Source organism: Mesorhizobium sp. B2-5-4 (assembly GCF_006441095.1).
Classification (GTDB): Bacteria; Pseudomonadota; Alphaproteobacteria; order Rhizobiales; family Rhizobiaceae; genus Mesorhizobium; species Mesorhizobium salmacidum.
In genome coordinates this window covers 131,256-157,237 of sequence record NZ_VFUR01000013.1, presented here as the reverse complement: position 1 = coordinate 157,237, position 25,982 = coordinate 131,256, and the positions used below count along the sequence as shown (strand labels likewise).

Below are 25,982 nucleotides of genomic sequence, written 5' to 3'. Positions count from 1 at the left end.
CGCCGCCGTCAGGCGTCGATCCGGCCCGCGACCTGCTTCGCCTATCGGCGTCCATTGCCACCAGAGCCGGCTTCCCTCGCCAGCACCAGGTCCGCGTCGTCGAGAATGTAGCGGACATAGCGGTAGTCGCGAATGAAGCTGATCCGGCCGTGGCGGCATTCCAGCCACATGAAATGACTTGGCTTCGGGGCGGCCCGGTCTTCGAACACCGCGATCACTTCGCGGCCCTCGACCCATGCCGGCCTGAGCCACAAGCCGTCGCTCTTGGCGGAGATCGTGAAGAACATGCCGACGTCGGCGGCGCCCGCGCGCGGCGGGTGCATGGATTGATGGAGCCGCACATCATCGGCGAGCAGCGCGCGCAAGCCGTCCCAGTCGCGTTGGTTGAACAGAGTGACGTAGCGCACGGTCGCCGCGGACGCGATGCGCGCATCGGGGAGCGGATTGGCCTCAGCGTTGATCCGCCGAAGCCGGGCGCGTCCGCGCGCCAGATGCGCCTTCACCGCATCGACCGTGATGCCAAGCAAAGCGGCGATGTCGGCCAGCGGCTCGTCGAGCACATCCCTCAGGATAATCACGCTGCGTTGCGGCACCGGAAGCTCCGCGAAGCGCGACACGGCGGTTTGCACGGCTTGCCTGTGCATCAGCATCTCCACCGGGTCGGCCTCGTCGGCAATCTCAAGCGCCGCCTCGATGGGCTCGGCGGCGCGGATCGCGCGGCTGCGCAAAAGGTCCAGCGCGCGGTTGTGGGCGATCCGGAACAGCCAGGGCCTGAGTTGCGGCACCTCGCGCAACTCGTCCAGGGCAATGAAGGCGCGCGCGAACGTATCCTGCACCACATCCTCGCCGTCGATGACCGAGCCCATCAGGCGCGAACAATAGCGGTGCAGCTCCGGCCGCAAGGCGGCGGCAAGGGCAAGCAGCCCCTCCGGCCGGTTGCGCTCCATGGCTGACTTTCCCTCGCTCAAGGGCCCTCCATGATCGTCACGCCCGCGTCGCCGCTGAGGCCGAAGACGACGCCCTCGGCATATTGCGGGTCTTCCAGCACGGAAACCACCCTGTCGCCGAAAGCCCGGGGCGGCATCGGCGCGCCGAAGCGGGTGATGAATTCTTCCGGCGTGATGCCCATCGAGCCGGCATAGGCGCCGGCCGCCGCATCGCCGATCCCGGTGCCGAGGATCATCTGCCGCGGCACGATCGCCTGGAAGCGTATGCCGAGCCCCTTCTCCCGCGCCACGCCATTGGCGTATTTGGCCATGAACCACAGCATCCGCTTGGAGCCGCCATAGCCGCCCGACATCTGCGACCCGGTGACGGCGGCTCCGCTCGACCCGACCAGCACCCGGCTGCCCGGCTTGAGCGGCAGGTTCAGCGCCGCCTGCAGCCAGTAGAGCCCGGCCTTGACGTCGGTTTCCCAGGCGATGGAGAAATCCTCCCACTTGAACTCGTCCAGCCGCCCCATCCGGGGCGTGGCACCGGCGTTCAGCACCACTATGTCTGGGCGGACCTCGCCAAGAATGCGATAGGCCGCGTCCTCGTTCGTGACATCGGCCGCAATGGTGGCGACCCCAAGCCGCGCACCGACCGCTTCCAGCGCCTCGGCGCCACGCGCGACCACGGTCACGCTTGCACCCTGCTCGACCAGCGCTTCGACCAAGCCGAGGCCAAGCCCACGGCTGCCGCCGGTGACCACGATATTCCTGTCCCTGAGGCTCATTGACCCTGCTCCAGTGTTTCACTGTAGCTAAGACGTTTGAGGATCGGGAAAAGAGTCAGGGGTGGGCGAGATTTGGCATCCGCCCCGGCCTTCCGGGATCGTGGTGTGTTGGAGAGGTTCGTGGTGGAGAGGTTCGCGATAGACATGCACTCGGCCGATATGGAGCCGGCGGCAGGCCGGCAGCTTCGAGGTCATGCCCAGTGGACGGTCCGCCGGACATGTGCTCCATGGGCAGGTGACGAAGCGGTGGGGAAGAAGTGAAGCGCGTTTTTCGATTGTTTGCCGCGGCGATCGTGGCGTCCGCCATGAGCGGTTGCACCAGCATTTCCTACTACGCGCAATCGCTGGAGGGTCATGTCCGGATCATGGCCGCGCGCGAAGACGTCGGGAAACTGATCAAGGCCCCTTCGACGCCTGCGGCATTGCGAACCAAATTGACGTCGGCGAGCGCCATAAGGCGTTTCGCGACAGACGAGCTGGCACTGCCCGAAAACAGCAGCTACCGCAGCTATGTCGATATCCACCGGGATGCAGTGACCTGGGCCGTTTTTGCCGCGCCGCAATTCTCGCTCACGCCAAAAACATGGTGCTTTCCGGTTTTCGGCTGCGTTCCGTACCGGGGTTACTTCGATCGCAAATCCGCAACCGAAAGCGCCGTCGCACTTCATGGACAGGGGCTGGACGTCTATGTCACCGGCATTACCGCGTATTCCACGCTGGGCTGGTCCAGTGACCCGCTGCTCAGCACCATGCTGCGTCAGGACGACACCTATCTCGCGAGCCTTATCTTTCATGAACTGGCGCATCAGCGCCTCTATGTGAACGGCGATTCCGCATTCAATGAGGCTTTCGCGGTTTCCGTCGAAACCACCGGCACAAGAAAATGGCTCCGCGCCGCCGGCGATCGCGCCGGATTGCGCCGCTACGAAGCCGACCGCAAACGCAGCGCCGATTTTCTCGGACTGGTGTCGAAAACGCGCGACGAGTTGAGGCAGGTCTATGAAAGCTCCCGCACGCCGGATGAGATGGCGGTGGCCAAGGCAGCCACGCTCGACAGCCTGCGGACACGCTACCGGCAAATGCGCGACAGACGCTGGGCCGGATACCGGGGATACGACGCCTGGTTCAACGCCCCGATCAACAATGCAAAGCTCGCCGCGACTTCTGTCTACGGCGAACAGGTTCCGGCGTTTCTTCGCCTGTTCGACCTGTGCTCCGGCGATTATCCGAGGTTCTACGCTTCCGTTCGAAGGATCGCGAATTTGCCCGAACCTGCCCGTGCCGAAGCGCTTAAGGCTGCGACTTCCTGTGATTGACTTGAACAAGCACGGGGCTTTTGGCGTGCTCAGATGTCGGCTGGGGCCGCAAGCGGATGGCCCTAAGCCTGGCTCGCCAAGAGTGACGTTCCGTCGTCTGCGTCGAGCGCAAAACGCTCGCAGTGCTCGCCGTCGGACTCATCGACGAAGCTTTCGATATGTTTGAAGCCGAGCTTCGCCAAGATCCGCAGCGACGCGACATTGCGCGCCGCCGCCTCGGCCGTCAGATGGTCAAGCGCCAGGGTCTCAAAAGCATAGCGAATGACTTCGCGCGCGGCCTCGCTGCCGAGCCCCTGCCCCCAATGCGCACGCCCCAGCACAAATCCCAATGCGGCTGCCTTGGCGTCGATTGCGAAGGACAGGGTTGTCGTCCCGATCGCCTCCGACACGCCTGCCTGGTCTATCGACCATTTGATCGCCTTGCGGTCGGCGAACCGCTGACGCGCAAGGGCGAGCCATCGCTTGCCCGCGCTGATGTCGTCGGCAACGGGATCGCCTGCAAGGGAGGCGGATTCGACATCGCTCGCGCGCGCGAACCACGCCGGGATATCCCGCTCGCCCGGCGCCCGAAGCACGAGCCTTGCCGTGGTGAGCCTGGGAACTGCTTCCATGGAGGACAATGGACCGCCGTCTCTGAGTTCCATCCCCAGCCCTGTGCAGCTCAGCCGATCCGACTCATGGCAAACCCGCCAGGCAGGCGAGCCTTCTTGCCTTCAACCTTGACGGGGAACATGAGAGACTATTCGCTCAGCTTTCCGCCACGGTGTCCCATCGTCATCTTGGATGCGTACATCGTCGGTGCACGCTTGCCTGGCAGGTTCGCCTCGAGGACGATCTGCTCGACAAACCCTTGGTTCATTTCGAATTCCACGCATTCGTCAAGCTTATCGACAATCCAGAGCATATATTTCTCCGAGCCATGCTTATTAAATTTCTTATCATACCCGCAATCGTCGAGAGGTATCATTTGAGGGAGAACTGGGAGAAGCATGATCTTCGGTTTTGGAAGATCAAAGCAATGCCCATCATATGAATACCCGACGATAATTCCAGATGACAGTACTTTTCCGCTCTTATATGCCTCATCGAATGACACCACCGTAGAAATCACGATAAATCCGATATTTCGCACGGCTAAGGAAATCTGAGTCGCGTAGCCAAACCCATCGGGAAATCCGTTGATTCTTCGATTTGCAATCAAGTTAAGAAATTCTTCCTTTGTAAGTTTTGAATCACCCAATTGCGTCAGAAATTGCTCATTTTGACTTATATCATCCGATTGTGATCGAACTGATATTGCGAAGTCCGAGCTCTCAAGGTTTTTTGGATGATTGGGGTAAACAAGATCTCCGCCGCCTGGGGCGATACCGTAAAGCCTGACCTGTGTCGCGTTGTAAGCGCCCGATGGAAACGTCAATGTCGGTCGGTGATAGTCGTCGCTCATTTTCCTCGCTCCCTTTTGTTGCAATCGATCAGTTCATAGAATCTCTCGCCATCTGAAGTTTTCTTCAAACTTTTCCGCAAGCGCGGGCGCCAGCCGGTCGCTGACATCGACCAGCGTGGCAGCGGCATTCTCGAAGGTCAGGTCATCCGCATCGAGGCGCGGCCATGCCTGAGCAAGTGTGAGGGCCACTTCGTCCCTAGCTCTGATCAGCATGCTCTTGAACATGAAGGGCCGAGCGCGGAAGGCGCGGGACGTGAAATCCGAGATGCGCTGCATGTCGGACTGGTCGACATCCCTGATATCGATCCCCAGCAGCCGCTCGTCGGCCAACCCCTCGTGCACCAATGCCGCGTGGTAGACGTCGACGATCGTGTCGAACACAGCTCCCGTGAACGGCCGTGACCTGTCATGGATTTCCGCCGTCACCTCCGACATGCGGCGTGCGTTGCTGGCGAGGCGGATCTGCCGATCGCCAGTCAGTTCGGCAATCCGGTTCAATTCGTTGAGAACAAGCAGGTTGCCATCGCAGTGCCGCAGCAGCCGGTCCATGCCGCTGTCGAAATTCAGGAAGGACAAGAGCGAGACCAGATCCGAGCTGGCTTCGTGGAACGGCCCGAAATCGCCTTGAGTCAGGCCGCCGGCTGGTGTCCCGAACAGCGAAAACAAGATTGCGTGGCCGACCTCATGTGCGATCACGTCAAAGTTGAGCGCATAGGGATAGTTGCCTCCGTCGATGCCGCGCTCTCGGCCGAGTTCCAGATAGCCATAACCCGATTGCGCATTCTCCCAGTCGACGAACGGGATAATTTCGAGCCGCTCGTACGTCTCGGCGAAATACCAGACAATCGGTTTGCCGAGGTAGCTTTCCCAGATGTCCAGCACGCGGCTGACCGAGGCGAAAGCGTGCGCGGAAAGGAACTGCCTCGATGTCGGGGAAAGCTGATCGAAATGGCCGTCAAAGCCAGCCTCCGCGGGCGGAAAGATTTCGCCGGCAAAGGGTGGCAGATAAGGGTAGTCGTAAGGCTCCTTGTCGAGGAGCGGATCGCGAACGTAGATGCGGTGATCTTCCGGACCGGGGCGGATCAGATCCGGTGGAGTAGAAATCCATACTGTCTCAGGTGTTCCGTAACCCGAAAGGTGAGGGACCTGCGCGTAGACCAGGAACCGCGTTCCCAACGCGGGATCTTGCGCAACGACACGATCGACCGCGTCCAATTGCTTGGCCCCCTCTGAGCCTATGACCGTATCACGGCGCTTACGTTACGTAAATCATCGACCGCCAAGAGGCCAGGGCCTATAGCGCCAGCCCCGCATCATCCATATCCTTGGAGAAGGCCGAGGTTAGCTGCAATTCCGGCATGGGGTGTGCTTTTTCAAATGCTTGCTCCCGCAAAAGTTCGAGTGCCCGCAGGGCATCTTGCTTTTTTTGCTGGACGAAAGCCGCGCCGAGTTCCCTGCACAAATTCTCGACGTCGTCCTTGCCGTCGTGCGCATCCCGGACCATCCGTGCCAGGGTGCGCTCGCGAAAGTTGACGGCCTGCGCCGCCCCCTCGAGCCTCGCCTGCTGTTCGGGTGAAATCACGCCGCGCCGGCAAGCGGCGCGAACGGTCCGGCGTAGGTCAATCAGCGCATGCGTCAATTGAGCGAAATTCACCTCGGCTGGTCCGTGCAATACCGCTACCGCGTCGTCGGGTGCAAAGGCGAAGCGGCGATACCATCGGTAGATAAGCCCGACGCCTTGCATATGAGGGAACAGCTCGGCTGCTCGAAGCGCACCCATGCTGGCCGCGCCGACGACATGAATGCCGCGGCTGAGGGCCCACAGGATTTCCTTGTGCCGAACCGCCGGCTCGGCCTGAAAACCGCCGTCTATTACAAGGATCGCACTCGGGTCGAAATGCTGCACGGCCGAAACGATCGAACCTTGCACGGCCGGGGGAAGGCATACCGCGTCGACGACCTTCAACGCATCGGCATGGGACACGGTAGGGCCGGTGAAGACGAGTTTCGGGCGCATGGTCTCTACTCCTGCAAGAGCGGCTGCAAGGCGGGGATGACGATCCTGACAACCGACAGGGCGTCGAGCGGTTTCGTTCCCACCCGGATTAGGTGAACCGCATCGAACCCTCTCTCTTCGAGAATTGCCAAGAGGACCGACAGCCCGTCCGACGCCGTGTTGAATTTCTGCTCGGCGAGCGCGCGGAAATCCACGCTGCGCGGGCCATCGCGGAGGAGCCGGCGATGCGCTGCGATCATCCGCCGATCCGGGTATTTCCGATAGAACGCACGCGTCAGGTCGTCGCGCGCGCCCGAGATCGCCGCCAGACGGGCCTGGGCCGCTTCGTGGATGGCGTGCGCCGCGGCGCCGGCGGGACTGAAACCGGCAGCCGAACCATCGGCCGGATGATCCAAAAGGACCATTTCCGTCGGTTCGTCCTCCAGCAAATGGCACCACACCACCGGTATACCCAACGGCGACAAAGCTTGCCAAAGGCCGACCAGCACGTTCTTGGCCGCCAAGGTTTCCAGGAGATCGCGGAGCGACGGATCATCGATCGTCTCGGTATCGATGCGTTGACGGTGGAAAAACCCGTGGGTCCGGTATGCCGTGGCGATCGCGTCGCGTTCGATGCATTCAAGCATGCCATGAACGATGGCATCGGGCTCCTCGAAGCCCGCGGCCAAACCGCTCGTCGATGCCGCGAAAATGCCGTCATGGGGCAGTGACGGCAACACATAGGCGGTGTGCACGAGCTCGAAAGGGACTAGGTCGCGGCTGCCGGTAAGAAGATTGTCCGCGGCTACCCACGCCGTCTCCCTGCCGCGCCATCCGGGCGCGGTGCCACCCTGGAGATGCCTTTCGAAACGATCGGGCGGGATGCCCAACAGATCGGCGCGGCCGACGACTGTGTCGAAATTCGCCACCTGCTCCGCAAAGAAGCTCTCGGCCGATTCCAGCATGGCCGATATCGCGGCTTGCGCCAGGGTGGCGCCCTTCCCTTGCGCGACCGCGTTGGAGAGCGAGAAAGGTCTTGTCACTTGCACGACCGGGATGCCGAGTTGGTCGAGCCCGGTAATGTCGGCGATCCGCGTGATGCCCAAGCCTTCGCGCATCTTCATCAGTCTCGCCAGCGCCTCATCGGGCGGCGGACCCAGGCGTTCATATCGCTCCAGCATCGCGGATACTCTTGCAGGGCCGGCTAGTGCTGAACGGCCGATTCGGGATTGACGATCAGCGCGGCGCCCGGCTCGAGAGCGGATTTCGCACGTTCGACCCGATCGCGATAGCGCGACGACAGTTCAGGTGACAGGCCTGATGATTGAAGGGTCTCGTATGTACCGACGAGGAAAGGCACAGCGCTTTGCTCCGCGGCTATGGCGATGCTCTTTTCGAGGGCAGCGATTATGTCCGCCTCCGCATCGCCCTGGAGAAGAAGTAGCTCCGCCCTTCGCCGGTAGAGCTCCGCCAGCCAGAAGCGGCTGCCTCCGGCCTCGGCCTGCGCCACGGCCGAGCCCAGCAGCGCGAGCGCCTCATCGACCTCGGCGGTTCGTGTCAAAAGCTCTGCCAGCATGCTGCAATAGACCGGTTCGTCCTCAGGCGTCTGGAACGCGCCATGGAGGCCAAGGCCTTGCCGCATTTTTTCCCTGCCGCTCTCGACCTGGCCGGCGTTGCCGTCGCACCAGCCTTCGAAGATTTGCGCCGCGGCGGCCAGGGCGGGCATATAATGGCGCTCCGTCAAGTGGCGCAAATCCGCTATCACGCTTCGCAGCATCGAAAAATCGCGGCGATAGCAATGCAGCATCGCCTCGTTGAGGTAGGCATGCGCGATGCTGCCGGCATGTTCGGTTAGCTGCGCCCAGTTCCTAGCTTCCGACATCGAATGGATCGCGCTTGCCGGCTTTCCGACGAACCACAGCGACAAGGCGCGGTGGGCGAGCCCGCAGACCCTCGCGTCATGCCCGCCGAACAACGCGGCATTGGCTTTGCCCTGGCCGTGCTCATAGAGCGACAGTCCGGCGTCGACGGCCGCGATACAGCGGTCGTGGCGGCCAAGATTGAAGTCGATTGCCCACACGCAATGCCTGGCCTGGAGTTGCACTTCGGCATCCTCGACATCCCTGAGATCCCTGAGCACGACTTCCGCGCGCTCGCCGTCCATGACGGTATCCGTGAACCACCAACCCCAGTAGATCGGGAACCACTTGGCCCGCTCCGCCACCGGCCGCCGCCGGGCGATCACCACGCCGTTCTCGTACAATTCGCGGGCGGGCGCCGAGTTCGGACCTTCGACAGCGGTCAGGATGGGACCGAGCACGATCATTGCCGATAGCCGCAGCGCGTCTCGCGTGTCGGCTGCCGCAACGCGCTCGCAGAGCGCCAATGCATGCTCGAGTAGCTGCCTCGCTTCCGCCATTGCTGAGCGGGACGAGCTTTCCGTGCCTGCAATCACGAACTGAGCGATCGCGTCCTCCAGAAGGCCTGCGCGCTCGGCGTGCTCGGCGATCTCGGCGGTGCCCAGCCACCCGGCCAGGTTTCGGTTGCGGCTGACCGCGGCAAACAGGCGGCGATGCAAGGCCTGCCGTCTCTTGCGCAGCGTTGCGTTGTAGATCGTCTCCTGAATAAGCGCATGGCGCACGCCATGGACCGGAACGCCGGAAGACCGCACGCGGATCAGGAACCCGGCCTCCATCAGCGAATCCAGCGCGTTTGCGATGATTTCGTCGTCGAGCTCCGGCAACAGCGCGCGCAGCAATTCCTGATTGAAACGATTGCCCACGACGGCGGCGGCGCGCGCGACTTCGCGTGCCGGCCCCAGCGTTTCGAGCCTGGCCTCGATCACGCTTTCGAACACCGAGGCATGACTGCGCGTCGCGGTCCGCGCCAGCCGATCCGTTGCCGAGGCCGCGTTCTCGGTCATCCATTGGCAGATTTCCTCGATGAACAGCGGGATGCCTCCGGTCACGCGTTCCACCACGTCGAGCAATTCCGGGGAAGTTGACGGCTTGCCTTGCGGCCACATGGCCGCGATCGCCAGCCGCGTTTGCTCGCGGTTGAGCGGCTCTAGTGAGATATGCCTTGGATTCGATGCTGCCAGCCAGCTTTCGGATTCAGGGCGCGTCGTCGCGATGACAAGCGCCCGGAAGTGACGGGCCGACCGTGCAAGCTCAGCCAATAATTGTCTCGACGTCAGGTCGATCCAATGTATGTCCTCGACCACCAGGACGATCGGTCCGCTGGCGCACAAGGCTTCGAGCGAGTGGCGAACCGCCCAATTGGCTTTCGCGCGCATCGCCTCGGCGTCGATTTCCTTGAGCATCGGATCGGCTCCCTCGGCGCCGAGCAGGAACGAGAAGATGTCGATGATTTCGGGATCGCGGACCTCATGATCGCGGAATACTTCCGCCACGGCGGCAGCGCTCAGCTGTCCTTCGTTGCCGGCGAGATCGCCGCGTACGTTCTGTAGCAGCGGATGCAGCGCCGAGCGCAAGCCGCCGGGCGTGCACTGGAAGAGCAGCAGTTTCGCGCGCTGGTGACGCGTGCGCCGGCGCACTTCGTGAAGAATGCGCGACTTGCCGATGCCGGCCTCGCCCTCGATCACCACCACGCCGCCGTTTCCCGCGACGGCGCTGTCCCATGCTTCGGCGATCGTGGCGAGCTCGGCCTCGCGATTGACGAGCGGACTGCTCAGCCGCCCGAAGGCGAAGAAGCGGTCGACCTCGCGCTTGTGACTCAGCGCGCGCCAGACCAGCTCCGGCTCGGCAAACCCCTTGATCGCATGGGGGCCCCTGAAGCTGAACACATGCGACCGTCGCGCCAGGTTGCGCGTCGCGTCCGAGACCACCACCGTATCCGGCTGCGCGATGGCCTGGAGCCGCGTGGCCATCGCGAAGGCAGGGCCGGTGACATTGTCACGACCGGTGTCGGCGTCACCCTTGTGGATCAGGGTCATCGATGTCGCGATTCCGACCCGGACATGCAGATCGGCGCGGCCTTGGTCCGAACCGACCCGCCTGCAGGCGTCGATGATTTCGAGCCCGGCCCGGATCGCCAGCGATGCCGCGTCCTTGGCGTCTATTTCGGCGGGAAACAAAGCAACGCCGCCATCGCCGACCTCGACCTGGACGGCACCCGAGCACGACGCGACCGCCTGTCTCGCCGCCCGCTGGAAGGCTGATATCAGTTCCTCGAACTCTTCGATGTCCAGGATGGCAAGAAGGTCGGTCGATCCGACCAGGTCGTAGCAGAGCGCGGTCAGGATCCGGCGCTCATGCCGGGCTTCGGACGCATTTTTGCCGTTGCCGCCCAGAAAACCTGTTGCCACCGACGCCGCCGGCAACGCGACCGGGCTCTTCTCCGACATGCTGCGATTTCCTCGCCGAGCACAGTGACGGCAATATTAGCAAAGTGCGATGCTGTTCACAAAACACTTAATCGGTGGGCGGGGCGGGAAAGCCGATGCCGGGATCATATGGAGAGATATGCTCACGGCGTAAACTCCCCGTGGTGTTGACATTAGCCGCGACCGCTTTTGGTGGGCGGCCGGGATGACTTCGATGACCGAAATAAAGCTGTCACCAACCGAGCTTATCCGATCCTCGGGAATGAACCATCCACGTGACACGCCTTGAAAACCGCCTGGCCGGAGGGCGATCGGAAATGTGGAATGCTGTTTTCGGAGACGACCATGCTTGAACGGACAGACAGGGCCGCGCCCCACCGGGATCACGCGAAGAAACAGGACATGTGGCTGAGTGAATTCGAGATTGTCCTGCGCGACCGCGTCATTGCCAATGGCGCTGTCAGGATCGAAGACGGCCGGATCGCGGAGATCCGCGACCAGCCTGTCGAGAACGCCGACCTCATCGGCGGCGGCCGCCTGCTGCTGCCCGGTTTCATCGATATGCATGGCGACATGGTGGAGCGGGAAGTGGAGCCGCGCAGCGGGGTCCACGTGCCGATGGCAATCGGCATCGCCGAACTCGACAAGCGGCTGGCCTCCTGCGGCGTGACCACCGCCTATGCCGCGCTCTCCTTCATCGGCAACAGCGCCACCGCAGCCTTGCTGCGCTCGGAAGAACATACATCTTCGATCATCGAGACCATCACCGGGCTGAAAGACGACCTTCTGGTCGATCACCGCATCCATGCCCGTTTCGAGGTGACGTTCACCGCGGCTGTCGGCGTGCTGGAAAGATTGATGGATGCCGGCAAGCTGCATCTGGTTTCGCTGATGGATCATACGCCCGGACAGGGACAGTACCGCGATGTCGAATTGTATATCGCCCGCATGGCCAAGGAGCGCGGCATGTCGATAGCCGATGTATCCGAGGTCGTCGGCAAGCGCATGGCCGATCGAAACGGGCATGGCGGTGTGCTCGGCACGTTGCAGAGCCTGTCGGCGTTTGCCCGCGCCCGCGGCATCGTGCTCGCCTCGCACGATGACGACACTCTGGAAAAGGTGGAATTTGTCCACGGCCTGGGAACCGTGCTCAGCGAATTCCCGGTGACCCTGGAGGCTGCGCGGGAAGCCCGCCGGCTGGGCATGTATACGGCCATGGGCGCGCCCAACGCGCTGCGTGGAGAATCCTATTCGGGCAATCTTTCCGCCCGCCAGGCCTATGAGGCCGGGCTGCTCGACATGCTGGCCAGCGACTATCACCCGGCCTCGATCCTGCCGGCCGTGCTCGGCCTGGCGGAGCTGCGCGACGGTGGCCTGGCGAAGGCTGCGGCGCTGACAAGCGCCAATCCGGCCGAGGCACTCGGGCTCACCGATCGCGGCGCCATCGAAGCCGGGCTTCTGGCCGATCTCGTCGTCGCCGACCGCCAGCCGGTGCCACGTGTGCGAGCAACCTTCCGCGCCGGCCGCATGATCTACGGCGACGGCACGCTGAGCCGTTCGCCGCCTCCCGGGATGGCAAACGGCTCTAACGCTTTGTCTTGACGCAATTCCCGCGGGGAAAGCGCCGCGCGCTTTTCCCGGGAAACCACTTCACGGTTTTCCCGGAATTGCTCTAGGTGCCTGCCATCCAGAACGCCAGCATGCGCTTGGTCTCGCCGGAGGTCCGGCGCTTTTGCCAGTCCGGGTCACGCGACAGATATTGGAAGGGATCCTTCCTCTCCTTGGCCGCCTCCGCGAGATAGGCACGCCAGCGATAGTGGCTGTAGGTCTGCATGGCGTTGATGGCGTAGTGCATGGCGATCTTCTTGTGGCCCCGAATGACGATGAAGTTCTCGTCGTTTGCGGCACTCGCCGAGTGCGAAAAATTATGTGAGCCCGTGACGACGATGGGATCGTCGCTGAATGGATCGATCACCAGCACTTTTGAATGCGTGATGGCGTGACCTATGGCCGATTGGAAGTCGGCAGCCGTACCTTCCACGGCCCATTGCCCAACCGGTTTCTCAACCCCGGTGTCCTGCGCCGCATCGAGGAAAAAATCCTCGGGCTTCGCCTTCAGCAGCTTGAACTCCTCGAGACCCTTGCCGGTAAATCGGGTCGCGACGCCGCGCACATAGAGCTTCTTCTCCTTTTGAAGCCTGAGCAATGTTCGCACCGGCTCGTTGCCCGGCTGAAACATCACGAAAAAGACCCCATGCTGCGCACCTTCCACCAGTTTGACGAGTTCCTTGATGTCGATTTCATCGCTCAAGCTCGAGAACCAGCTGTCGATGGCGCCGGCACCGAAAGCGATGCCTTGCTCGGGCGAATTGTTGGATCGCAGCAGGTCGTCGGAAATCGCGCTCTTTGCGTCGACCAGCAGGTTGAACTGCGCTTCGTACCGCTCTGCCAGCACCGGATGCTCGAGCATGATGCCATTGTTGAGCTGCGTGCAGAGACCGGTCGGTGTCCAGTTCGTGCTCCCGGTCCACACCTTGGCCGGCTCGAACTTGTCGTTCGCAGCGCGCCCGATGACCAGGAACTTGTTGTGGGCCAGTGCTTTCGGTGCGAGGAAGCGGTCGTGCACGACAACATCCGCGCCGCGCAGGCGCGCCCGCGCATCCGCGTTTTCGTCCTCGCCCTCGGCATCGACGCTTCCATTCGCCAGGACGATCTTCGCCCGTTTGCCGATGGCGCTCAGCCCGTCGATGAGTTCCTCGTCGCCGAGCTCATAGAGCGCGGCATGCAGCTCCAGCTCCTCATCGGCCGCGACCTCGGCCATCATCTTCAGCATCGTTTCGCGCAAAGTGCCGCCCAGAAAAGCCCTCGCCTCACGGTCGACATTCTTGCTGACGATGACGGCGGTTTCCTTCAACTCCTTGAGCGTGATCCCCTTGCGCTTCATGTAACGCGCCATGAACTGCGACAGCACATAACCCCGGTTGAAGTGGACACTCGCACCGTCGCCGCAATCGGCGGAAAGTGTCAGCATTTCGGACCATTCGCTCGCCGGCCCGTCTTCCAGCGCGCCAGAGGCACCCTTGACCCTCGCGACGATACGATAGGCAATGACGTCGCCAAGGTCGGCGGCGTGGTCTGTCCAGTCATAGCGTTGGAATGGCCAGATCCGCGAGGAACGCGAGGTGATCCGGTTGCCGTCCTTGTCGACCTCCGTATCGTCTTCGAACCCGACGCGGTTCGACAGATAGTTGGGGGCGGAGGCGCCGCGGCGGCACTGGATGGCAAATCCCAGACATCCCTCAATGTCCTCCTGATGCGACCAGACGAGATGCACATCGTCGGCATTTGCAAACACTTTCAAGATGATATCGGCCACATGAGCCTCCCTCGCCGCTGTCAGGGCTTCTTATCGTCCCTACAACAGTATCAGCACTGGATCAGTCAGTATAGAAAAGCTTTGATCCGAGAGTCCAGCAAACGAAAGAAGGGCGAAAAATGCATCTAAATTGCCGTCTTTTCGATAAAATTGGCAACATTCCTCGCCACATAATTCGCCGGCTTATTAAGTTCAAAACTCAACCTTTGCGTCATCCGAACTCGAAGCTTGTGCCAAGCGTATTGCAGAGGTAGGTTATTGCCTGGACCGCTCGCGCCGGCGTTCCGGCAAGAAGAGCCCAAATATTGGGCGGATTTATTTCCTATGGCAACATGGACGCGCCGGTCGTTTCCTGCCGCGCCCTCCCGCCCGATCCGAAGCGCGGACGACATTGCATTTTGAAGGAATCCCTTCGGCCACACGAAACGGCACGCATGCCGGGTCCGAACCCGATCAAAATGTCGATTGGGGTCGGAGCTAAAGATCGAGCTCCACCATCATTCCACGCTCCTCTGCCATTTCCAGCAGCAGATCCTGCAGGGTCTCAATGGTCTGGGCCTTGCGGGCTGTCGCCGGCAGTTCCTCGATACTCTCCTTCATCGAAATCACGGCAGACCCGGTTTTCTCCGAGAGCAGCCGTGCGATAGCTGCGCGGATAAGCGCATTCTGATCGGGCATGATTCCCCCTTCATGCTATAACGGCACCATTTTCTTTCATGCTGTATGCCTTGTCGCAACTTATGCGAGCATTCATTCACGCTTGCAAGTCGTCTCGTTGATATTCGTATGATCGACAGCCGCTCAACAGCGAGGCCGACGGCACCCTGCTGTCGTCGGGTTCCATGGCGGCGAGCAGGGCGAGCGGCACTTCGTGCCGACAGAGCCCGATCAAAGCCCTGCCTTCTACCGCAACCGGTAATTCGGTGTATCTGTCGAAAATGGAAAACGTGCCTGTCGGCTCGTACAGGATCTCGAAACGCTCCAAGTCGCAAACCTCATCTCCCCGTAAGGCCTGTAACGCACGCACCCATCAGAGGTTGCATAAAAAATCGATTTTTCCCGAGGGCCGCCGCTGATGGCCGAAATCATCGAGAAGATGAAGGAGGCAGGCGGCAACTGAGGCCGATGCCGTCCCTCCTCATCAGGGGTGGGAGCCCTGAATCGCCTCGGGCCGGCGACGCATCAGCAGATAGAACGCGGCGATGTGCGTGATCATCAGAAGCGGCACATAGAGGATCGGGATCGCGTAGGCCGCCCCCAGTTCCCCTGCCAGATCGGGAAGGGCGAGTTGGACCCCTTGATAATAGTCGACGACGATGTCGACGGCTCCCACGAGATTGAAGGCGATGACAAGCGGCCAGAATAGCTGATGTCTGCGTGCCGTGAGAAGCGCCAGCATGGCCAGCAGGCCGGTGGCGAAGTCACCATAGGCCGCGAGGACGGCGAAACCAGCCGGCAGATTGGGCCCGACGACACCTGGAAGCATGAAGATAAGCCCGAAGAAGCGGAAGCTGTGCAGCGTGGCGATGGCGCGTTGCGCCTCGAGGCGGTCCATCGCTTTGAGCCTGGGCCAGGCATAGGCGCCGAAGCACAGCAACCATGGCACGTAGCCCAGAGCGAGAGGGATGTCGAAGATCATGGCCGGCGACATTCCTGCCTCCTTCAAGCCTTGCCCGGAATGGCTTCGAAGACGGCGGTCAGAATGCCCAGCCGGCCTTCCCCGAGATTGCGTCCGAGGTTGGCGGCAACTCCCGCGAAGTCCGACCCCATGACGAGGCCGAGATTGAGCAAAGGGGGCGGTCCGGACGCCCGCAATTGCGAAAACCACGCCTTGGCTGCCTCGGTGTCGTCTTGCCATACCAGCGTTTCAAAGCCTGCCTGCTCGATCCGCGCTAGCGTTTCAGCCGCGGTGAGCAAGAAACTCTCCGCCGGGCTTCGTGCCCAGGGAACGGGATAATGCGGATCGCCGCCGTTCAACACGACGTCATAGGTGGCAAACCTGCCGCCCGGCTTAAGCACCCGCCTGATCTCGTCATAGAGCCGTCCGCGCTCGGTGATGTTCATCGCCACGTGTTGCAGCAACACGACATCGAAATGGCTGTCGTCGAAGGGAAGCGCCAGCGCGCTGGCGCCCTCGAACGTTACCTGTTCGCTCAGCCCCATTCGTTCGGTCAGATAGTGCGCGGCCTCGACGAACGGCTCGCTGAGGTCTACGCCCGTCACCCGGCAGCCGCGGGTCGCCGCCAGGAAACGGGCCGGCCCACCGAGCCCCGATCCGACATCGAGGACGATCGTTTCCGGGCCAATTCCGGCCAACCCGGCAAGCTCGGCGGTCGCCGCCAGCCCGCGGGTGTGGAATTGGTCGAGCCCCGCCAACTGCTCCGGCATGAGCCGTTGGCCCTCTGGTCCCAAAGCGGCCAGCGCCGTCTTGAGACGATCGATCAGGCCGCTCGCGCGGTAGTGAGCGCGCACTGCGTCGAGATTATCCGTCATTGCGGTTTCCTCTGGATTTCCGTCGTTGCCGCAGAGATAGAGGCGCTTTCTAACCGCGACTATCCGCGATAATGTCGATGCGCCATGAAGCAGAACTTCACAGTCAGGCAGGGAGCGCTCGACGGCGTCGAGGCCTTCCTGAGCGTCGCCCGGCATCGTAATTTCCGCAAGGCGGCGGCCGAGCTCAAGGTAACGCCGTCGGCGATGAGCCAGGCGATCCGCACGCTCGAGGCGCGCATCGGCGCCGCGCTCTTCACCCGCACGACGCGCAGCGTCGGCCTGACCGAAGCCGGGGAGCGCTTTCTGTCACGTGCCGGACCTGCATTCGAGGAACTGGTTGCCGCGAGCGAGGTGGCGCGCGACCTCGGCCAGCGGCCGACCGGACTGCTGCGCCTCTCGGTACCGCCGTCGGTGGTGCCGATCCTGCTGGAGCCGCTCATCGCATCCTTCTGCCAGGCCTATCCGGAAATCGAGCTGGAGATCGTCGCCAGTGGAGAACTCGTCGATCTTGCCGCCGAGGGCTTCGACGCCGGCATCCGGCCCGGCGAATTTGTCGCCGCCGACATGATCGCGGTGCGCTTGACGCCGCCGCTGCCATTCGTGGTCGTCGGTAGCCCTGATTATCTGCGCCAGCGGAACGTGCCGCAACGCATCGAGGATCTGCGCAGCCATGCCTGCCTGCGCATGCGCCGGTCAAACGGATCGACCGCGCCCTGGCCCTTTGTCGACGGCAACAAGTCGGTCGAGGCCATCGTCTCCGGGCCGCTGATCGCGCATGATTATCCGACGCTTCTGGGCGCGGCGATGCAAGGGGCCGGCCTTGCCCAGGTGCCCCAGCCGCTCGCCAGCGTGCCGGTCGCTGACGGCCGGTTGCAGGAGGTGCTGAGGTCCTTTGCCGTGACCTTGCCTGGGCTTTTCCTGTACTACCCGGGGAAGCGCCAGGTCTTGCCCAAGCTGCGCGCGTTCATCGACCATGTCAGGCACCGAGGCGACGCCGAGGCACGCGCCTGAGCTACCTGGCCCGCAACGAATTGCGATTGGCGCTTGCCGAAGCCGGCGGCCTTGCTCATCCATGGCGAACAAACAACAGCCTGGGAACAATGATGACCGACGCCAGCTTTCACCTCGTCGAAGCGACGATCGACCAACTGCGCCGCGCGCTGGATGACGGCCTCGTCACCAGCATCGAGCTGGTCGCGGCCTATCTCAGGCGCATCGCGCATTTCGACCGGCACGGCATCGCGCTGAACGCCGTGCCCGTGCTCAACCCTGATATGTTCGAGGATGCCGCCGCTTCCGACGAGCGGCGCCGGCAAGGAAAGACACTCGGGCCGCTCGACGGCATCCCCTACACCGCCAAGGACAGCTACAAGGTCAAGGGCCTGACGGTGGCGGCCGGCTCGCCGGCCTTCGAGCATCTCGTCGCCAACGAGGATGCCTTCACCATCGCCAGGCTGCGTGCCGGCGGTGCGGTGCTGATCGGCCTCACCAACATGCCGCCGATGGCCAATGGCGGCATGCAGCGCGGCGTCTATGGCCGCGCCGAAAGCCCCTACAATGCCGGTTACCTGACCGCCGCATTCGCGTCGGGTTCGTCCAACGGGTCCGGCACGGCAACGGCGGCCAGCTTCTGCGCCTTCGGGCTCGGCGAGGAAACCTGGTCGTCCGGCCGCGCTCCCGCCATCAACAATGCGCTCGTCGCCTACACGCCCTCGCGTGGCGTGATCTCGGTGCGCGGCAACTGGCCCTTGGTGCCGACCATGGACGTGGTGGTGCCGCACACGCGCAGCGTACCCGACATGCTGGAACTGCTCGATGTCATCGTCGCCGACGATCCGGAAACCCGAGGCGATTTCTGGCGCGCGCAGCCTTGGGTCGCTTTGCCTAGATGTTCCGAGCTACGCCCGCCGCGCTACACGGACATGACGTTGGAAGGGTCGCTCCGGGGCAAGCGGCTCGGCGTACCCAGAATGTATATCGGCCGCGACAGCGAGGCCGACCGGCCGATCGCAACCCGCGCCTCGGTGCTGGCGCTGTGGGAACAGGCGGGTGCGGATTTGCAACGGCTGGGCGCCGAGGTGGTCGAGGTCGATTTTCCCGTCGTCTCCAACTACGAGCGTGACCGTCCCGGCGCGCGAACCATGGTCGAGCGCGGACTGGTGCCGCGGGATTTCGCCGAGCGCGAACTCTGGGACCTCAGCATCTGGGGCTGGGACGATTTCCTGCGCGCCAATGCCGACCCCGCTTTACCCGATCTCGCCGCGGTCGACGGCCCCAGGATTTTCCCGCAGCCGCCCGGCACGCTGCCAGACCGTTATGAGGGCGGCTTCGACTTGGCGCAGTATGTCGAGCGCGCGAAATCGGGCGTCACGCCGTTGGCCGACATTCCCACGCTGGAGGACGGCATCAAGGGACTGGAGACGACAAGGCGCATCGATTTCGAGGACTGGCTAGACGACAACCGCCTCGACGCCGTGATCCTGCCGGCCGCCGCCGATGTCGGACCGGCGGACGCCGACGTCAACGAGGCGTCCGCCGATCTTGCCTGGCGCAACGGCACCTGGGTCGCCAATGGCAATCTGGTCTGGCGCCATTTCGGCATCCCGACCGTCACCGTGCCGATGGGCACCATGGCCGACATCGGCATGCCGGTCGGCCTGACCTTCGCCGGCAAGGCCTATGACGACGAAAAGCTGCTGCGCATGGCCGGCGATTTCGAGTGCGCCACGCAGCGCCGCACCCGCCCGCCGCGCACGCCCGAGCTGGCCGGCGATGTGTTTTCAGGCCAACCCAGCCGAGCCGGCAATGGCAAGGCGCCCGCGCTCAAGCTTATGGCCGTGACACGGGCTTCGGGTGATCTGGACGAGATCGCCATCACACTCGAAATGGTTGGCGAGGTTGCCGAAACGGCCAGCGTCAAGGTACATCTCAACGGGGAAGCCGTGGAGATGCAGCGAAGCGGTGCGTGTTTCACCGGGCGGGCGCTTGTCCCTGCCGCCGAGCATCGTCGGTCCCACAGTGTCTGGCGCGGCTCGTACGGCTCCATTGTCACGGCGGAGCTGCGACTGCATGATGGGCGCACCGCCGGCGCCTATGCGGTTACCGGCGGGATTGGGTGAGGAGCAGCCAGGACGGGCTCAGCCATGATCAAGGTCAAGCAACTCGCCCATGTCTGCATCTTCGCCGATGACCTCGAAGAGACGCGGCGCTTCTACAGTGATGTCCTTGGCATGGACGTCCAGTTCAACTTCCTGCGCGACGGCGCGATTTTCGGCTTCTACCTCAATTGCGGCGGCCGCAGCCATGTCGAGGTTTTCCAGAAGGACGGAGCACGGTTCAGCGAGACGGACCAGATCAACCATTTCTGCCTGGAGGTCGAGAACATCGACGCCGCGATCGCCCACATCACGTCCATGGACGTCGACGTCACCGCCAAGAAACTCGCCTGCGACGACACCTACCAGGCCTGGCTGCGCGACCCTAACGGCGTGAAGATCGAACTGTTCGAATACACCGGCAAAAGCGCGCAATTTACCGGCGGCGATCGGGTCGCCGACTGGTAGAGCCTGATCAAGATTTAACGCTTTGCGGTATGGGCAAGGTATGAGCGGATCGTTTCCAGCTTGTCTTGCGACAAGCCGGAGATGAGAGCTTCGTCCATATGCCTTGCGAGAATGAGACGGGTAAACACGTCCAGAAGCTGGGAGTAACGGTAGTCGAACATCCCGTCGATCTCCCGTCGCTGTTCCCGCAAAGACCAGCTATCCCGGGTGTCCATCACCGTCTCCGCGCTAGCGCGCGGCCCACAGCAAACCGCGCTCGGCAATCAGCGCCATTTCCGGCACCGCGAACTCGTCCGCCGTGTGGCCAAGCGAACTGTAAAAGACCTTGCCGGCGCCATAACGCCGCTTCCAGACGACCGGCATGACGACGCCGCCAATCCCGGGGAAATGCGCGTCGGTGAAGGTGGTTGTCGCCAGCACCTCGTTGCCCGGGTCGACATGCATGTAATATTGCTCCGACCGGTAGGCGAAGCCACTGACGCCGCTGGTGATCGGGTCGTCCGGCCGGGCGATGACGACACGATAGTCGATGATGTCGCCGGGATGCGCGACCCATTGGCCGCCGGTCATGAATTGGTAGTCCGGCTCATTGCGAAAACTGTCGCCCATCGTGCCGTGAAAACCGCCGAGCCCGCTCCCTTGGCGAACCGCCTGCGTCAGGTTCTTCAGTTCCGCTTTTTCGATCGTCGACATGGTGATGACAGGCACGATGAGATCGAATGAAGCGAGGTCCGGATCGGCAAACATCGCCGTGCCGTGGCCGAGCGTGACCGCGAACCCGTTACGCTCGAGCATATCGCGCACGACGTTGGCGCTGCGCTCCGGTGTGTGGCCTTCCCAGCCGCCCCAGGCAATCAGGGCTTTCTTCGACATGCGGCAACCTCCCTCGATCTATTAGACCGACGACCGCTCGCCGCATGGGTCAGCGCCAGCCGAGCGCCGGCGCGACATGGGTGAGGATCGCCTCGATGACATGGGCGTTGTAGTCGACGCCGAGCTGGTTGGGAACCGTGAGCAGAAGAGTGTCGGCCTCGGCAATCGCCTCGTCCTGCGCAAGCTCCTTGATCAGCACATCCGGCTCGGCGGCGTAGCTGCGGCCGAAGATCGCCCGCGTATTCTCCTCGATGAAGCCGATCTGGTCGCGGCTCTCATTGCCGCGGCCGAAATAGGCGCGGTCGCGATCGTCGACCAGCGCGAAGATGCTGCGGCTGACCGAAACGCGCGGTTCGCGTTCATGTCCGGCCGCCTCCCACGCCTCGCGATAGATGCGGATCTGCTCCGCCTGCTGGACATGGAACGGCTTGCCGCTCTCGTCGAATTTCAGCGTCGAGCTCTGCAAATTCATGCCGAGCTTCGCCGCCCATTGCGAGGTGGCGTTGGTGGCCGCGCCCCACCAGATGCGCTCGCGCAAGCCCTCCGAATGCGGCTCGAGCCTGAGCAGGCCGGGCGGATTGGGAAACATCGGCCTTGGGTTAGGCTGGGCGAAGCCTTCGCCGCGCAGCGTGTCGAGGAAGACCTCGGCGTGATGGCGGGCCATGTCGGCGTCGCTTTTGCCTTCCTGCGGCACGTAGCCGAAGTAACGCCAGCCATCGATCACCTGCTCCGGCGAGCCGCGGCTGATGCCGAGCTGCAGGCGTCCGCCGGCGATGATGTCGGCGGCACCCGCATCCTCGGCCATGTAGAGCGGATTTTCGTAGCGCATATCGATGACCGCCGTACCGATCTCGATGCGGCTGGTCTTGGCGCCGACGGCCGCCAGCAGCGGGAATGGCGATGCGAGCTGGCGGGCGAAGTGATGCACGCGGAAATAGGCGCCGTCCGCGCCGAGCTGCTCGGCCGCGACCGCGAGATCGATGGATTGCAGCAGCGCGTCCGAAGCTGAACGCACCTGCGATTGCGACGAGGGCGTCCAGTGCCCGAATGACAGGAAACCGATTTTCTTCATCGCCGTGAAGTATATGCGAGCGGCACGTGCTTCAATGGCAAAAGAGCGGGGTTACACACCGTCGCCCTCTCGGTGCCAAAAGTTCGCAATCCAAAGCACCAACGCTGTGGAGGATGGGATGCTCAGGGGAATCCGCATCGTCGAGATCGAGGCGCTGGGGCCGGCGCCCTTCGCCGGCATGTTGCTCGCCGATCACGGCGCCGATGTCATTGTCGTTCATCGCAAGCTAGCGTCCATGCAGGGCGCGCCTGAGCGCTCGCTGCTCGATCGCGGCAAGCGCTCCATCGCGCTCGACCTGAAGAATGACGACGACGTGACCGTGCTGATGCGCCTCATCGCCACCGCCGACGGGCTGATCGAGGGATTCCGGCCCGGCGTGCTGGAACGTCTCGGGCTCGGCCCGGAGGCCTGCTTCGCCGTCAACCCGCGCCTAGTCTACGGCCGCATGACCGGCTGGGGCCAGGACGGACCGCTGGCTTCCACCGCAGGACATGACATGAACTATATCGGCCTGTCGGGCGCGCTCTGGTACGCCTCCTTGCCGGGAGAACCGCCCATGGCGCCGCCGACGCTGGTCGGCGACATAGGTGGCGGCGCGCTCTATCTGGTGATCGGCATGCTGGCCGGCATCATGAACGTCCGCGCCGGCGGCAAAGGCACCATCGTCGATGCCGCGATCGTCGACGGCTCGGCCCACATGATGAACCTGCTGATGTCGCTCGGCCAGTCTGGCGCGCTCGCAGCCGAGCGCGGTCAAAGCCTGCTCGACGGACCGCATTGGTGCCGCGTCTACCGGACATCGGATGGCGGCTTCATCAGCGTCCAGTGCATCGAGCCGAAATTCTACGCGCTTTTCCTCGACAGGCTTGGCCTCGCCGCCGATCCGCAATTCGCCAACCAGTTCGATCGCGATCTCTGGCCGGCGCTCGGCCACCGGCTTGCAGCGATCTTTGCCACGAGACCTCGCGACGAATGGGTCAAACTGTTCGAAGGGTCCGATGCCTGCGTCGGACCTGTGCTTGGCCCCCATGAAGCCGCCCGGCATCCGCACATGACCGCGCGTGGCACATGGCAGACGGTGGACGGCGCGCTTCAGGCGGCTGCTGCGCCGCGCTTTTCCGGAGGGGAACAAAAGACATCGGCCAAGAGCCCGGCGCGCGGCGAGCACGATGCCGAAATCCGTGCGGGCCTAGCGGAACCGTGATGGCGCCGTGTTAGGCTATACCAGCTTGGCCGGTAGTCTACGGCCTCACCCGACGAAGTGACTGGCAGATAGGACGAGGTCAGTGGCGGTTCGACCGATCATAAAGTTCCCCAATCCCCTCCTTCGTGCCGTCGCGGAGCCTGTAGAGCTGTTCGACAGGGAGCTGCACGGTTTGGCCAGCGACCTCATCGACACCATGCATGCGGCGCCCGGGATCGGCATCACCGGCCCGCATATCGGCATCTTGAAACGCCTGGTGGTGATCCAGCTTCCTTCCGCCGCAAAGCGGGGAATCTATGTAAATCCATCTGTCATCCAGGCCTCCACCGAGATGATCCGTCACGCGGAAGGCAGCGTTTCGATGCCCGGCGTCACCGAGGACATCGAGCGGCACGCCCGCATACGCGTCCGTTATCAGGATCTGGATGGCATTGAGCGGTTCGAGGATGCCGAGGGCCTGCTGGCGGTTTGCCACCAACATGAGATCGATCAGCTCGACGGGCTGTTCTGGACGCACAGGCTGACGCGCCTCAAGCGTGATCGGCTGATCAAGCGCTACGGCAAGCTGATGCGAGCCTCCTAGGCGCTGTACCCGCAAGAGAAGCGACGCCGGCACCGTGTCACCTTCGCAACGTGCTGGCCTGATGGCCGGCAGCCGATTATTTCCCGCAGTGGTGATCGTTGATCTTGTTTATCGCAAACCCGTCCGGACCAGTCCGGTGGTAGGAGCAGGCCCCCGCAGCCGTCGTGAACAACTGCTGGTCATAATAGCGCGGGCCGCCGAACAGAAAATCGATGAGATCGTCGTCGGCCGGAACATAGCGTTCCTGTTCGCCTTGTTGATAGTGACGGTGCTTGGCCCCCGCGAATGCCGAGGACATGCCGAAGCCCATTGCGACGGCAAGAACGCAGATCGCTAACCGTTTGGTCGTCATCGCAAACACCCTTCTGTTGGGATTCCATCCTATATTCAAATCCTCAGATGACGAGAAGTTCCTGGACCAGGGCGTTGCCAGCCGATTTGCGGCCGCACGCAATGCCGCCCGGCCTCACCTGAATGTCGGGACACCTAGTCGGTCTGGATCCAGACCGACTTCGTCTCCAGATACTCGTGCAGGTGCTCGATGCCGCCCTCGCGACCATGGCCGGACATCTTCATGCCACCGAACGGCACCGCCGGGTCGATGGCATGGTACATGTTGACCCAGACCGAACCGGCCTTGATGCGGCGCGCCAGCTTGTGCGCGGTGCCGAGATGGCTGGTGAAGATGCCGGCGGCCAGACCGTAGGGCGTTGCGTTGGCGCGGGTGACGGCCTCGTCGAGCGTATCGAACGGCATCGCCGAAATGACCGGCCCAAAAATCTCTTCGCGCGCGATGGTCATGGTGTCCGACACCGCGCCGAACACGGTCGGCGCGATGAAGTTGCCGCCATCATAGAGTTCGCCTGTCAGCCGCGCGCCGCCGGCGACCAGTTCGGCGCCTTCGTCGCTGCCGGCCTTGATGTAGCCTTCCACCTTGCCGGCTTGCCTCGCATTGATGAGCGGACCGATTTCGGTTTCCGCCTGGATGCCGTGGCCGACGCGCAGCCTGCCGGCGAACTCGGCCAGCCGGCGCACGAATTCGTCATGGATTTCGCGCGCCGCGAACAGGCGCGAGCCGGCAATGCAGATCTGGCCCGAATGCACGAACACCGCCATCGCCGCGATCGGAACCGCCTTGTCGATATCGGCGTCGCGGCAGACGATGATCGGTGACTTGCCGCCCAGCTCCAGCGAAACGCGCTTGAGATTGGTCACCCCAGCCCGCGCGATCGCTTGACCTGTCAGCGTCGAGCCGGTGAAGACGATCTTGTTGACGTCGGGATGTTCGGCGAGCCGCGCGCCCGCTTCGGCCCCGGTACCGGTGACGATGTTGACGACGCCGTCGGGCACGCCGGCTTCCTGCATCAGCCGGGCGATCAGCAGCGGCGTCAGCGATGCGTCCTCGGACGGTTTCAGCACGATGGTGCAGCCCGTGGCGAGCGCCGGCGCGATCTTCCAGATCGAGGCCGCTGTCGGCGCGTTCCAAGGAATGATCGCGCCGACGACGCCAACCGGCTCGCGCCTTGTGAAGGTGACGATCTCGCCGGGAATGGAATTGTCGATCGCCTCGCCATGCAGCGCGGTCGCCATGCCGCCATAGAAGCGCAGCATGCCGATGACGCGGCGCCGGTTGGCCAGCGTGCGCGTGATCGGCAGCCCCATGTCGAGCGTGTCGGAGACGCTGAGGTCTTCCCAATGTGTCTCGAACAGGTCGGCGATCCTGAGCAGCACGCATTGCCGCTCGTAGGGCGAGAACTTGGACCAGGGACCTTCGAACGCCGCGCGCGCCGCCGCCACCGCCGCGTCGACATCGGCAGCTCCGCCACGCGGCACCGTCGCCAGCACTTCGCCGGTCGCCGGGTTCAGCGCCTGCATCTCCTCGCCGGACTGCGCCGCGACCCACATGCCGCCGATGAACATCGGCCTGAATTCGCCACGATAGAGCGCCGTGGCCTTCGTCCTCGGGTCGAAATTCAGCGTCATCTTTTTCTCCTCCCGAA

25 protein-coding genes are annotated in these 25,982 nt (G+C 63.1%); 7 read left to right on the top strand and 18 right to left on the bottom strand.

Annotated elements, in window-relative coordinates; all coding sequences use genetic code 11:
• Positions 1 to 41 precede the first annotated feature (41 nt).
• Together FJ492_RS18140 and FJ492_RS18135 are read right to left on the bottom strand one after the other, a co-directional pair.
• Positions 42 to 968: a sigma-70 family RNA polymerase sigma factor gene (locus FJ492_RS18140; RefSeq protein ID WP_140771312.1), complete on the bottom strand. Its 927-nt coding sequence runs from the start codon at positions 966 to 968 to the stop codon at positions 42 to 44.
• On the bottom strand, positions 965 to 1,717 hold the full coding sequence (locus FJ492_RS18135) for an SDR family oxidoreductase (protein ID WP_140771310.1): 753 nt from the start codon (positions 1,715 to 1,717) through the stop codon (positions 965 to 967). Before FJ492_RS18135 ends, FJ492_RS18140 begins: the two co-directional genes overlap by 4 nt.
• 257 nt (positions 1,718 to 1,974) lie before the next feature.
• Here FJ492_RS18135 and FJ492_RS18130 point away from each other — a divergent pair, with 257 nt between their 5' ends.
• Complete coding sequence (locus tag FJ492_RS18130) at positions 1,975 to 3,033, top strand: aminopeptidase (RefSeq protein WP_140771308.1); 1,059 nt, start codon at positions 1,975 to 1,977, stop codon at positions 3,031 to 3,033.
• Between the two features lie 62 nt (positions 3,034 to 3,095).
• Here the strand turns inward: FJ492_RS18130 and FJ492_RS18125 are convergent, their stop codons facing one another.
• The 6 genes from FJ492_RS18125 to FJ492_RS18100 all read right to left on the bottom strand — a co-directional run bounded on the left by FJ492_RS18125 (position 3,096) and on the right by FJ492_RS18100 (position 10,839).
• On the bottom strand, positions 3,096 to 3,677 hold the full coding sequence (locus tag FJ492_RS18125) for a GNAT family N-acetyltransferase (RefSeq protein WP_246676058.1): 582 nt from the start codon (positions 3,675 to 3,677) through the stop codon (positions 3,096 to 3,098).
• 95 nt (positions 3,678 to 3,772) lie between these two features.
• Positions 3,773 to 4,477 (bottom strand): hypothetical protein, encoded by a 705-nt coding sequence (locus FJ492_RS18120; RefSeq protein WP_140771306.1) that lies wholly within the window; start codon positions 4,475 to 4,477, stop codon positions 3,773 to 3,775.
• A gap of 33 nt (positions 4,478 to 4,510) precedes the next feature.
• A complete protein-coding gene (locus FJ492_RS18115) occupies positions 4,511 to 5,692 on the bottom strand; it encodes a hypothetical protein (RefSeq protein WP_140771304.1) in 1,182 nt (393 codons plus the stop codon).
• A gap of 79 nt (positions 5,693 to 5,771) precedes the next feature.
• A complete protein-coding gene (locus FJ492_RS18110; protein WP_140717439.1) occupies positions 5,772 to 6,494 on the bottom strand; it encodes a TfuA-like protein in 723 nt (240 codons plus the stop codon).
• Between the two features lie 5 nt (positions 6,495 to 6,499).
• A complete protein-coding gene (locus FJ492_RS18105; RefSeq protein ID WP_140771302.1) occupies positions 6,500 to 7,654 on the bottom strand; it encodes a YcaO-like family protein in 1,155 nt (384 codons plus the stop codon).
• A gap of 23 nt (positions 7,655 to 7,677) precedes the next feature.
• Positions 7,678 to 10,839 carry an AAA family ATPase gene (locus FJ492_RS18100; protein WP_140771300.1) on the bottom strand — a complete coding sequence of 1,054 codons (3,162 nt, stop codon included), beginning with the start codon at positions 10,837 to 10,839 and terminating at the stop codon, positions 7,678 to 7,680.
• Between the two features lie 381 nt (positions 10,840 to 11,220).
• Here FJ492_RS18100 and FJ492_RS18095 point away from each other — a divergent pair, with 381 nt between their 5' ends.
• Positions 11,221 to 12,420 carry an alpha-D-ribose 1-methylphosphonate 5-triphosphate diphosphatase gene (locus FJ492_RS18095; protein WP_140771342.1) on the top strand — a complete coding sequence of 400 codons (1,200 nt, stop codon included), beginning with the start codon at positions 11,221 to 11,223 and terminating at the stop codon, positions 12,418 to 12,420.
• A gap of 70 nt (positions 12,421 to 12,490) precedes the next feature.
• Here the strand turns inward: FJ492_RS18095 and FJ492_RS18090 are convergent, their stop codons facing one another.
• The 5 genes from FJ492_RS18090 to FJ492_RS18070 all read right to left on the bottom strand — a co-directional run bounded on the left by FJ492_RS18090 (position 12,491) and on the right by FJ492_RS18070 (position 16,687).
• Positions 12,491 to 14,194 (bottom strand): phospholipase D-like domain-containing protein, encoded by a 1,704-nt coding sequence (locus FJ492_RS18090; RefSeq protein ID WP_140771298.1) that lies wholly within the window; start codon positions 14,192 to 14,194, stop codon positions 12,491 to 12,493.
• Between the two features lie 477 nt (positions 14,195 to 14,671).
• On the bottom strand, positions 14,672 to 14,872 hold the full coding sequence (locus tag FJ492_RS18085; RefSeq protein WP_140509276.1) for a hypothetical protein: 201 nt from the start codon (positions 14,870 to 14,872) through the stop codon (positions 14,672 to 14,674).
• Positions 14,873 to 14,948: 76 nt separating this feature from the next.
• The gene (locus FJ492_RS18080; RefSeq protein WP_140771296.1) at positions 14,949 to 15,179 is read right to left on the bottom strand and encodes a hypothetical protein; all 231 of its coding nucleotides are present in this window, start codon (positions 15,177 to 15,179) and stop codon (positions 14,949 to 14,951) included.
• A 156-nt stretch (positions 15,180 to 15,335) separates the two neighbouring features.
• Entirely contained in the window at positions 15,336 to 15,845 is a 510-nt protein-coding gene (locus FJ492_RS18075; protein ID WP_140771294.1) for a hypothetical protein, read from the bottom strand.
• Positions 15,846 to 15,856: 11 nt separating this feature from the next.
• Positions 15,857 to 16,687 carry a class I SAM-dependent methyltransferase gene (locus FJ492_RS18070; RefSeq protein ID WP_140771292.1) on the bottom strand — a complete coding sequence of 277 codons (831 nt, stop codon included), beginning with the start codon at positions 16,685 to 16,687 and terminating at the stop codon, positions 15,857 to 15,859.
• A gap of 84 nt (positions 16,688 to 16,771) precedes the next feature.
• Here FJ492_RS18070 and FJ492_RS18065 point away from each other — a divergent pair, with 84 nt between their 5' ends.
• The 3 genes from FJ492_RS18065 to FJ492_RS18055 all read left to right on the top strand — a co-directional run bounded on the left by FJ492_RS18065 (position 16,772) and on the right by FJ492_RS18055 (position 20,250).
• Positions 16,772 to 17,698 carry a LysR substrate-binding domain-containing protein gene (locus FJ492_RS18065; RefSeq protein ID WP_140771290.1) on the top strand — a complete coding sequence of 309 codons (927 nt, stop codon included), beginning with the start codon at positions 16,772 to 16,774 and terminating at the stop codon, positions 17,696 to 17,698.
• Positions 17,699 to 17,790: 92 nt separating this feature from the next.
• A complete protein-coding gene (locus tag FJ492_RS18060) occupies positions 17,791 to 19,806 on the top strand; it encodes an amidase (protein ID WP_140771288.1) in 2,016 nt (671 codons plus the stop codon).
• Positions 19,807 to 19,830: 24 nt separating this feature from the next.
• Positions 19,831 to 20,250, top strand: a complete 420-nt coding sequence (locus tag FJ492_RS18055; RefSeq protein WP_140717546.1) for a VOC family protein — start codon at positions 19,831 to 19,833, stop codon at positions 20,248 to 20,250.
• Positions 20,251 to 20,264: 14 nt separating this feature from the next.
• Here the strand turns inward: FJ492_RS18055 and FJ492_RS18050 are convergent, their stop codons facing one another.
• The 3 genes from FJ492_RS18050 to FJ492_RS18040 are packed head-to-tail and all read right to left on the bottom strand — an operon-like array spanning position 20,265 to position 22,195.
• Positions 20,265 to 20,468, bottom strand: coding sequence for a hypothetical protein (locus FJ492_RS18050; RefSeq protein ID WP_281408173.1), 204 nt, complete (start codon positions 20,466 to 20,468; stop codon positions 20,265 to 20,267).
• Between the two features lie 10 nt (positions 20,469 to 20,478).
• Positions 20,479 to 21,123 carry a ThuA domain-containing protein gene (locus FJ492_RS18045; RefSeq protein WP_140509287.1) on the bottom strand — a complete coding sequence of 215 codons (645 nt, stop codon included), beginning with the start codon at positions 21,121 to 21,123 and terminating at the stop codon, positions 20,479 to 20,481.
• A gap of 49 nt (positions 21,124 to 21,172) precedes the next feature.
• Positions 21,173 to 22,195 (bottom strand): LLM class flavin-dependent oxidoreductase, encoded by a 1,023-nt coding sequence (locus tag FJ492_RS18040; protein ID WP_140509289.1) that lies wholly within the window; start codon positions 22,193 to 22,195, stop codon positions 21,173 to 21,175.
• 118 nt (positions 22,196 to 22,313) lie between these two features.
• Between FJ492_RS18040 and FJ492_RS18035 the strand changes: the two genes are divergently transcribed.
• Together FJ492_RS18035 and FJ492_RS18030 are read left to right on the top strand one after the other, a co-directional pair.
• A complete protein-coding gene (locus FJ492_RS18035; protein WP_140509290.1) occupies positions 22,314 to 23,399 on the top strand; it encodes a CaiB/BaiF CoA-transferase family protein in 1,086 nt (361 codons plus the stop codon).
• Between the two features lie 82 nt (positions 23,400 to 23,481).
• Positions 23,482 to 23,982 (top strand): peptide deformylase, encoded by a 501-nt coding sequence (locus FJ492_RS18030; RefSeq protein WP_140771284.1) that lies wholly within the window; start codon positions 23,482 to 23,484, stop codon positions 23,980 to 23,982.
• A gap of 76 nt (positions 23,983 to 24,058) precedes the next feature.
• On the opposite strand, the gene FJ492_RS18025 is transcribed toward FJ492_RS18030, so the two are convergent.
• Entirely contained in the window at positions 24,059 to 24,334 is a 276-nt protein-coding gene (locus FJ492_RS18025; protein WP_140717463.1) for a hypothetical protein, read from the bottom strand.
• 134 nt (positions 24,335 to 24,468) lie between these two features.
• Positions 24,469 to 25,965 carry an aldehyde dehydrogenase family protein gene (locus tag FJ492_RS18020; protein WP_140771282.1) on the bottom strand — a complete coding sequence of 499 codons (1,497 nt, stop codon included), beginning with the start codon at positions 25,963 to 25,965 and terminating at the stop codon, positions 24,469 to 24,471.
• Between the last annotated feature and the right edge of the window lie 17 nt (positions 25,966 to 25,982).

Excerpts from the sequence above, each read along its gene's own strand:
- FJ492_RS18135 (WP_140771310.1), bottom strand. The coding sequence starts at position 1,717 with ATGAGCCTCAGGGACAGGAATATCGTGGTCACCGGCGGCAGCCGTGGG.
- FJ492_RS18125 (WP_246676058.1), bottom strand. The coding sequence starts at position 3,677 with ATGGAACTCAGAGACGGCGGTCCATTGTCCTCCATGGAAGCAGTTCCC.
- FJ492_RS18120 (WP_140771306.1), bottom strand. The coding sequence starts at position 4,477 with ATGAGCGACGACTATCACCGACCGACATTGACGTTTCCATCGGGCGCT.
- FJ492_RS18110 (WP_140717439.1), bottom strand. The coding sequence starts at position 6,494 with ATGCGCCCGAAACTCGTCTTCACCGGCCCTACCGTGTCCCATGCCGAT.
- FJ492_RS18105 (WP_140771302.1), bottom strand. The coding sequence starts at position 7,654 with ATGCTGGAGCGATATGAACGCCTGGGTCCGCCGCCCGATGAGGCGCTG.
- FJ492_RS18100 (WP_140771300.1), bottom strand. The coding sequence starts at position 10,839 with ATGTCGGAGAAGAGCCCGGTCGCGTTGCCGGCGGCGTCGGTGGCAACA.
- FJ492_RS18095 (WP_140771342.1), top strand. The coding sequence starts at position 11,221 with ATGTGGCTGAGTGAATTCGAGATTGTCCTGCGCGACCGCGTCATTGCC.
- FJ492_RS18085 (WP_140509276.1), bottom strand. The coding sequence starts at position 14,872 with ATGCCCGATCAGAATGCGCTTATCCGCGCAGCTATCGCACGGCTGCTC.
- FJ492_RS18075 (WP_140771294.1), bottom strand. The coding sequence starts at position 15,845 with ATGTCGCCGGCCATGATCTTCGACATCCCTCTCGCTCTGGGCTACGTG.
- FJ492_RS18070 (WP_140771292.1), bottom strand. The coding sequence starts at position 16,687 with ATGACGGATAATCTCGACGCAGTGCGCGCTCACTACCGCGCGAGCGGC.
- FJ492_RS18065 (WP_140771290.1), top strand. The coding sequence starts at position 16,772 with ATGAAGCAGAACTTCACAGTCAGGCAGGGAGCGCTCGACGGCGTCGAG.
- FJ492_RS18060 (WP_140771288.1), top strand. The coding sequence starts at position 17,791 with ATGACCGACGCCAGCTTTCACCTCGTCGAAGCGACGATCGACCAACTG.
- FJ492_RS18055 (WP_140717546.1), top strand. The coding sequence starts at position 19,831 with ATGATCAAGGTCAAGCAACTCGCCCATGTCTGCATCTTCGCCGATGAC.
- FJ492_RS18045 (WP_140509287.1), bottom strand. The coding sequence starts at position 21,123 with ATGTCGAAGAAAGCCCTGATTGCCTGGGGCGGCTGGGAAGGCCACACA.
- FJ492_RS18040 (WP_140509289.1), bottom strand. The coding sequence starts at position 22,195 with ATGAAGAAAATCGGTTTCCTGTCATTCGGGCACTGGACGCCCTCGTCG.
- FJ492_RS18035 (WP_140509290.1), top strand. The coding sequence starts at position 22,314 with ATGCTCAGGGGAATCCGCATCGTCGAGATCGAGGCGCTGGGGCCGGCG.
- FJ492_RS18025 (WP_140717463.1), bottom strand. The coding sequence starts at position 24,334 with ATGACGACCAAACGGTTAGCGATCTGCGTTCTTGCCGTCGCAATGGGC.
- FJ492_RS18020 (WP_140771282.1), bottom strand. The coding sequence starts at position 25,965 with ATGACGCTGAATTTCGACCCGAGGACGAAGGCCACGGCGCTCTATCGT.